This window comes from Leisingera sp. F5, from assembly GCF_001593695.1.
In genome coordinates this window covers 1-1,291 of the sequence record NZ_LUKH01001083.1, presented here as the reverse complement: position 1 = coordinate 1,291, position 1,291 = coordinate 1, and the positions used below count along the sequence as shown (strand labels likewise).

1 protein-coding gene and 1 pseudogene are annotated in these 1,291 nt (G+C 64.6%); both read right to left on the bottom strand.

The features are described 5' to 3' along the window. A pseudogene (locus A2I95_RS39065) lies at positions 1 to 469 on the bottom strand (hypothetical protein); the annotation flags it as partial. Between the two features lie 172 nt (positions 470 to 641). Further along, the coding region (locus A2I95_RS39060; protein WP_291737742.1) for a metallophosphoesterase at positions 642 to 1,291 on the bottom strand (650 nt) is incomplete at its 5' end.

Below are 1,291 nucleotides of genomic sequence, written 5' to 3'. Positions count from 1 at the left end.
CTGTCTGCACATCCCCCGAGGCGGCGGTGAACCCCGCCGCCAGCCCGGCAGAGGGAGATTGCGCAACCGCCACAAGGATGGCCGCGCCCTGCTGAAAATTCCCGTCCGCTGTCATCTGGCTTGCGGCCTGCGCCAGGCCTGCGCCAATGGCTGCGGCCTGCTCTGCGCTGACCCCCTCCGCAGAGGCCAGGCCGGCAATCCTGGCCGCCGTGTCCGGATCCGTCAGGGCGACCGAGGCAATCAGTCCCGCCAGATCACCTTCTTGGGTCAGAAACCCTGACGGATCGGCCAGGAACAGCGCCAGCGCCGCCGGGCTTGCCTCCACCTGGGGCAGCGGGTTTTCCGCCCGGCCTGCCCCGGCCGCGCCTTCCGCCGTCTGCCCAGATACAGGCGGCGGAAACACTGCAAAGGTTGCAACAAACCCGGCCGCCAGCACCCGACGGGCTCCTGAAGGAAACGCAAAACTCATATCATGACCTCAAATGCCCTATTCGCGGCGCGGAGGGGGCCGCGCGTTTGCATCCAATGGATGCGCCTATTGCGTGTATAGATAATTACCCTAGCCTGCCGGATTGATGCGCTTTGAATTAAATCCCCGATAATTTTCACGCACGCCCTTTCTCCGGCCCTTTCCCGAACGGTCAGGCGGTCAAAACCTCAAAGCCGTCATCAAGAACCGCAACCGCACTCAGCTTCCCGGTTGCAAAAGCACCGGTATCCGCGCAAATCCGGCCGCCTTCCGCTCGCACATCCTCAACAATCGTGTGGCCATGGACAATCCAGACCCCGTCCTGGCGTGGCACCCGCCCGAAATTGCTGTGGCCCCAAACCAGATCGTAATCTTCTTGCACCTCCATTGGCCGCGCCGGGTCTGCCCCCGCATGCACCGCCGCCACGTTGCCGCTCCGCCAATAGGCCGGCAAAGCGCGGATCCAGCTGATCAGCCCGGCTCCCATCCTGTTTTGCAAACTGTCGCGCGCCGCAATCCAATTCAGATCCGGCATCCCAGCGTGCACCGCTTCAATGCCGAAACTTGCAAGGGTCTGGCGGCCGCCATGCCGCAGCCAGCCCTGCCCCTCACCCAGCGGATCGTCCAGAAACCCCAGCAGCATGTCCTCGTGGTTGCCGCGCAGGCAGACCACCTCCGGATCGCCGGCCTGCAGCCCGTGCAGCGCCTGCAACACCTGGGCGCTGTTTTCACCGCGGTCGATGTAATCGCCCAGGAACACCAGCCGCCCGCAGTCCGGCTGCACCGCAATCCGGTCCAGCAGCCGGCCCAGCAGGTCATAAC